We start from the raw sequence: 6,196 nt of genomic DNA, 5'->3' as shown, positions 1-6,196 counted from the left end.
CTCCTGTCCCGCCATGGTGGTCTGGTCCGGTCGTCTTCCGGAATGGCAATCAAGACGGTTCCGCTCGCAGCGGCAGGGTCGTTTGATACGCTTGTCGTTGTCGGAGGCGAAGGCCACAGGCAGGCCATGAATTGTCCGGAATTACAGGCCTTCATCCGATATCAGGCGACCACGGCGCGGCGGATATGCAGCGTATGTACCGGGGCCTTTCTGCTGGCGGCGGCCGGAATGCTCGATGGACGCCGCGTAACGACACACTGGCAACAGGCTGCAACTCTGAAAGCACTGTTTCCAGAAGTCATGGTTTCGGCCGATGCCATTCATGTCCATGATGGCCCGGTCTGGACGTCTGCTGGCATCAGCGCAGGCATAGATATGGCCCTTGCGCTGGTGACGGAAGACCTCGGGACAGAAGTGGGGCATCGCACGGCCCAGCAGATGGTCGTTTTTTATCACCGTCCCGGAGGACAGTCCCAGTTCTCGGTACTTCTTGAGATGGGAAGCACTCAGAAACGCTTTGCCGAACTGTTGGGATGGATCCGGTCCAACCTGAAACAGCGTCTGACCGTGGATATTCTGGCCAGTCAGGCCGGCATGAGCCCCCGCAATTTTTCTCGCAGTTTCCGGGCAGCGGTGGGAATGAGTCCCGCCAGAGCGGTCGAGAAACTGCGTCTGGAAGCAGCCCGGGAGCGGGTCGAGCGCTCCACCCTCCCCATTGAAGCCATTGCAGTCATGACCGGGTTCCATGATCCCGAACGGATGCGGCGCGCCTTCCTGCGGGAGTTTCATCAGCCGCCTCAGGCTATCAGGCAAAATGCTGTGGTCGAGGCGACCTGAGATTGCTCATTTTCCTAGATGAGAAAACGGCTTGTTTTGTAGGCAATCCCGGTAAGATCCACTCCTATGATGGATCGCGTCTATCCCGCTAGAACAGATCAAACACGCGGCAGATCAGGACCCTTCCTAGAATTTAACCCCTTGAATGAGGGTCGACCCGCAGGAAGAGCAGAATTTCTTCAAGCACCTGCCATCGGTTCCTCTCCATAACCACCATATGCGTTCCTTCCCCAATCTCTATCCAGCGACGGTACGATGCGTTGAAAAAACGTGAAAACAGATTCCTCATCTGCTGAGTGGTTACGTCTAAATCCCACTCTGCATGAAGCAGAAGAACCGGGACCGTGATCTTTTCGGGACTGTAAAACGCCTTCCCTGCGGACCAGTAGTCACGCACATCCTGAATCATGCCCGCAGGCGCCCGGATCACTCCATCCTGCTCTGCGGGATCGCTCGCAAGAATAACTGCGGCCCACTGTTCAAACCATCCTGCTGGCAGAATCTCTTCGCGTTTCTGCTCAGGTGCGCCTTCAAGCCAGCGCTGGCGAAATGCCTGAACATTAAAGCGGCGATAAGCAGGCACGGGGCCACCCGGATCCAGACGAGAAACCCCGTCATTGATCCATTGCGGTGCAATCAGCGTTAATTTCTCCACCTTGTCATTGTGAGCAGCCGTATATGCGCCGGTAACCGTGCCACCCCAGGACATTCCGATCAGGCAAAGACGTGGGATGGCAAGCGTTACGAGAAGATAGTCAACAGCAGTACTCAGATCGCGTACTGCTGTTTCGGTCCTGACCTGAGGCAGCGCAGCTTCAGGTGCACCTCCCATTCCATCAGGACGCGTTGATCCTCCGAAACCCCTTACGTTAAGCGCATAAACATCGAACCCTTCCTGAGCGAGGAGGTCCATGAATGCCCCCTCCCCGACAGGCACATCGAAAAGACTTTCTGCCGGCAGTGTCGCGCCATGCATCAGCAGGATGGTGCGCTGTGGATCAAACGTCTTGATGTCTGCACGTCGTTTATGGCGCAGATGAAGCGAGATATCGGCCGTATCACTCGGAATGAACAGGTTTTCCATAAGCAGATTTATCATCTGGCGTCTCCTACATTTGGTTGCGCAAATTCCCATGCAAAACCTTCTGGACGACGCCTGACATATCCGGCACCCGTTTCCGCGAAATGACTGGTAAAGCAGAGACTCCCGCTTTCAGCCGCTTCTCTAAGAAACCACCGCCGCGAGCGCTCGGCAGGCTGAACGAATTCGCAGTAAACGGACCGCAGATCCGGACGATAAACCTGCAGAGGATGGTGCATGACATCTCCTGTAAACCACGCGTCTTCACCATCCGACCGCAGCCGGATCGAGGCATGATCGATGCTATGACCGGGAGTAGGATGAAAAGAGAAACCTGCAAGAAGATCTTGACCGTCGATGATAATCGCCTCTCCCAGCCCGGCTTCGATAACGGGGAGCATGCTGTCTGTATAGACACGTGGGAGTGGGCGATGGTCCGGGCGCCCTAAGATCTCTGGAGGCAGGTCTGGAGCAGGGTCAATACCGTCATTGCTGGCGCCGTATCGGGCCTCAATCACTGAGAAAACATGACGGGCTTTCGGAAAGGTCGGCACCCATTTTCCGTTGTGCAAACGCGTATTCCATCCAACATGATCGGCATGAATATGCGTATGCAGAACGGTATCAACCTGCTCCGGTTGTACGCCTGCGACTGCAAGATGTTCGAGAAACGACGTATGCAGATGATCCAGTGCCGGTGCGGCAGGTAACGGCTTGTCGTTGCCCGTGGCGGTATCAACCAGGATATTGAGACCAGCAACCTGAACAAGCCACGCATGAGTTCCCTGCGCGAGCCCACCGGTCACGGGATTAAATGATCCTGGCGTCAAATACGGACCGAATATTGCAAGTGCCTCAGCGTCGATATCCGGATACAGTTTGTGAGGGCGCGCGTTATCCCAATGAAGTTCGGGAATACGCGTGACACGGGCGTCACCCACTTGAAAAGCTGCTGCCATGATTGACTCAATACGATTGTTTTACGTCGCATCAGACGTTAGGGTGCGCGTAAACATCATACAAATCGATTTGATATATGAAACCCATTGATCATTTCAATCTTCGCTCTTTCGATCTCAATCTTCTGATTGCTTTCGACGCCCTCGTTTCAGAACGCAGCGTCACAAAGGCGGCACGACGCCTTCGCATTCAACAACCCGCAATGAGCCATGCACTCGCCACCCTCCGAATGTTACTGGCCGATGATGTGCTCGTCAGAACCGGTGCTGTCATGCAGCCGACCGCCAAAGCGTCAACCATGGCGTCACATGTCGCGGAGTTGTTAAGGCAGGCTCAGCACATCCTGATGTATGAGGAACAGTTTGATCCTGCGACGGAACAGCGCATCTTTCGTTTCGGCTTTTCGTCCGAACTTGAAGTCTTTCTGATGCCTAAACTGACGGCCTATTTGCAACGGCATGCACCTGGAATACGACTGCTGTCACGTGGATCTCCTCGGAGTGAGGTCTATACATTACTGGATACGGGGGCGCTGGATATCGCAGTTGGGTGTTTTGATTTCGGTTTGGAACGCCATTGTGGAGTATCGTTGTATGAGCAGTCTCTCGTCTGCTGCTTCAACCCGGAACTGATCGACCCGGATGCTCCAATCACGGTTGAGCGTTATCTTGCATTGCCCCATGTTCTCATGACGCTGAAAGATGACATCCAGGGATGCCTGTCAGACGCACTGATGCAGATTGGTCAGGAACTCAACGTGGTCCTCGCTGCATCAGATTTTCTGACGGCACTTGCTGCCGCAGCAGCCGCCCCCGTTCTGGCTACGCTTCCCAGCCGGATCGCTCAGCAGCATGCCGCGCATTTCGGTTTGGCAATCCATCCCGTTCCACTGGACCTGCGTATCCCGGCAGTATCGATGATCTGGTCAGCCCGGAGTGATCGTGATCCTGCCGCAGTATGGCTGCGCGATGCTGTCGCATCAGTATTGGATAGTCATGTAAGATCAGATTTTTAATAGACGCTCAAAATAGCTAAGACAGATAAATCTCTCCAGAAAGAGATAGGCTGTCATAGCTTCCCCAAAGCACGAGGAGTCATGACGACTTACATCAGCAGAAATTCTGATTATAGAGAAAATGGGCATCCATCTTTGTATGAACGTCAAATCTTTACCAATTTGATTGCGCGCTCAGGACATGCTTTCACACACAAACCACAAGCACGGCATTGATCAGCATGCGGGGTATAGGCGACCATCCCTCCGTGGACATAGCTCTTGATTTTGCCCACAAATGAAAGATCGCGATAATCGGACGGATCGATCTTGCGCACTTCAAACACATCGTAAGGACATACGGCGACGCAGGCGTCTTTTCCCTCACAGCGATTTAAGTCTACGACCGGCATGACCCGTCCTGTTTGGCCGTCTTTCAGACATTTAGGTGTGGTCATCGCTTTACTCCCTGACCCGCTTATTTCGCGCCCTGCTGTAAATGCCCACTTTGCCGCAGCTTCTGCGCGAACATCTCAAGCGTAGTTGTGGGCTTGCCCAGTTCCTGCCAGGTTTTTTCGGCATAGAACGGATCTTCGTGATCCCCGAAATACGCAAACAAATGCGCGACGAACTTCATTTTCGGATTAAAAAGACCGATCATCCGCATGATCCAAAGTGGAGCCACGCGAATTTTAAGTGTCGGATCGTAATTTCGGACAAACCGCTCCAGCGCCTGCCTGACGGAGATCGCTTCCGGCCCCTGTACGGGGCAATGTACAGGCATTGCCTCAGGATTCTGAAACGCCTCAATCACCCAGCGCGCATAATCGGCGGAACTGATCCACCAGATTTTGATGTGGGTATTCCCGATCCACTGGAGCGCTCGACCGCTGATCATATTCGGCAGCAGGTCCATGAAATGGGTCGGTGCGAAAAACGTATGACGAATACCGGAATCCGCGATGATTTTGTGCCCTTCCATCCGAATAATATTGGGCACGATGTTATGGCTGATAGTGTTAAGGGCGGGAGGATAGGCGCCCAGAGCACCGATTTTAGCAATATACCTAATATTCAATCCTTTGATAGCGCTCATCAAGTTTCGCACACCCTCCCTCTCTTCGTAGAAAGGAAGCGTCAAATCCGCCGTCTCGGTCGCAAGGTTGAGATAGAGCGCATCCACCCCGTCGAGCGCCTTGCGCAGCCCCGTAACATCCCGCAGATCCGCCTGAATGATTTCGACATTGGCCGGAAGCATCCTCCGGGCCTTGTCCGGCGAACGAACGATTGCCCTCACCTGAAAATGTTTTGCCAGTTCCGCTGCAACTGGCGCGCCAAGCCGCCCCGTTGCGCCGATGACGCCTATAGTCCTGATCGGTTCCATCATATTTTCTGATCCATTGGTATAATGATCATCTTGAGTTTTTTCGGGTCGTAGTGCCGGTCTATGACGGCGTTCTGGAGCCCGAGCCCGCGCAATAGAAACCGGATAGTGTTCTCGACCAGCTTGTCTCGTGTGATGCCGTATTCAACGACCGTGATGTCGGGCAGGCTGATGAGATGCAAAGTATTCGCCAGATGATGGACGAACCATATCTCTGCATGACCGATATGAATGCCAAATTCGACGTCTCCCGCGTCTTGAGCCGCCCTGAATGATTGCGAAAAAACGCTGACCCACGGCTTTACATGCTGGTCGAGGAACGCCTTTGCGAACTGGCCATCGCCAAGCAGGCTGGCCGTCACAAGGCGTTTGGTGTCTTCGTGAGACTGCGCATCGCCAATCCCGGGAAACACCGCATGTACGAGTATGGCAACACCCATGACCAATGTTTCAGTCGAAGGCGTCGCCTCGGCGAGAATACGGCTGCCAACTGCATTCGCTTCAACGCAGTGAGTTTCAAGCGCCGCATAAAGCACGTCCTTGCTGGTAAAGTGCCGATAAAGCAAAGCTTCGGAAACACCAGCGGCTCTGGCGATTTCCTTGGTCGTCGCACCGTCCCGACCGAGCCGGGCGAAAATGGGAGCTGCAGCGGACAGGATGGCCTGCTTGCGGTCAGTCGCGGACAATCTGGAACGGCGTGAGGTCGGCATGGGTTCTCCTTACGGAAGTAAGGTAAGTGAACGCTTACTTATATTCAAGCGCTTATTCCATTTTTCCGCATAAGATCAGGCTCGGGCGAGCATCGACGGCTTGAGAGTCTGTTTGGAAAATCGGTCTGATGTGATTCAAGCCTTGGATGTCGACGTCAGAACAGAGGGGCCGAGTGGCCAGGATCAGTTAGAAAAAGAAACACTATCCGTTTGAAATGCCAGGACTTGAT

General features: G+C 53.9%; 7 protein-coding genes. 2 read left to right on the top strand and 5 right to left on the bottom strand.

The window, feature by feature from the left end; translation table 11 throughout:
- Positions 1 to 837: GlxA family transcriptional regulator (locus GAL01_RS15100; RefSeq protein ID WP_099253389.1), on the top strand; the 837-nt coding region annotated here is incomplete at its 5' end.
- A 133-nt stretch (positions 838 to 970) separates the two neighbouring features.
- On the opposite strand, the gene GAL01_RS15095 is transcribed toward GAL01_RS15100, so the two are convergent.
- Both GAL01_RS15095 and GAL01_RS15090 read right to left on the bottom strand, forming a co-directional pair.
- Positions 971 to 1,936: an alpha/beta hydrolase gene (locus GAL01_RS15095; protein WP_062027110.1), complete on the bottom strand. Its 966-nt coding sequence runs from the start codon at positions 1,934 to 1,936 to the stop codon at positions 971 to 973.
- Positions 1,933 to 2,877, bottom strand: coding sequence for an MBL fold metallo-hydrolase (locus GAL01_RS15090; RefSeq protein WP_062027107.1), 945 nt, complete (start codon positions 2,875 to 2,877; stop codon positions 1,933 to 1,935). Before GAL01_RS15090 ends, GAL01_RS15095 begins: the two co-directional genes overlap by 4 nt.
- Before the next feature lie 77 nt (positions 2,878 to 2,954).
- Here GAL01_RS15090 and GAL01_RS15085 point away from each other — a divergent pair, with 77 nt between their 5' ends.
- Positions 2,955 to 3,893, top strand: coding sequence for a LysR family transcriptional regulator (locus GAL01_RS15085; RefSeq protein WP_062027105.1), 939 nt, complete (start codon positions 2,955 to 2,957; stop codon positions 3,891 to 3,893).
- Positions 3,894 to 4,039: 146 nt separating this feature from the next.
- Here GAL01_RS15085 and GAL01_RS15080 read toward each other — a convergent pair whose 3' ends face one another.
- Genes GAL01_RS15080 through GAL01_RS15070 form a run of 3 tightly spaced genes read right to left on the bottom strand, consistent with a single transcriptional unit; the run spans position 4,040 to position 5,966 of the window.
- On the bottom strand, positions 4,040 to 4,330 hold the full coding sequence (locus GAL01_RS15080; protein ID WP_062027103.1) for a 4Fe-4S dicluster domain-containing protein: 291 nt from the start codon (positions 4,328 to 4,330) through the stop codon (positions 4,040 to 4,042).
- A gap of 20 nt (positions 4,331 to 4,350) precedes the next feature.
- Positions 4,351 to 5,259 carry an SDR family oxidoreductase gene (locus GAL01_RS15075; RefSeq protein ID WP_082790581.1) on the bottom strand — a complete coding sequence of 303 codons (909 nt, stop codon included), beginning with the start codon at positions 5,257 to 5,259 and terminating at the stop codon, positions 4,351 to 4,353.
- On the bottom strand, positions 5,256 to 5,966 hold the full coding sequence (locus GAL01_RS15070) for a TetR/AcrR family transcriptional regulator (RefSeq protein ID WP_062027099.1): 711 nt from the start codon (positions 5,964 to 5,966) through the stop codon (positions 5,256 to 5,258). The genes GAL01_RS15075 and GAL01_RS15070 overlap by 4 nt, the downstream gene beginning before the upstream one ends.
- Positions 5,967 to 6,196: the final 230 nt, after the last annotated feature.

Origin of the sequence: Gluconobacter albidus (assembly GCF_002723915.1) — a bacterium.
Taxonomy (GTDB): Bacteria; Pseudomonadota; Alphaproteobacteria; order Acetobacterales; family Acetobacteraceae; genus Gluconobacter; species Gluconobacter albidus.
This window is presented reverse-complemented; position numbering and strand designations above follow the sequence as displayed.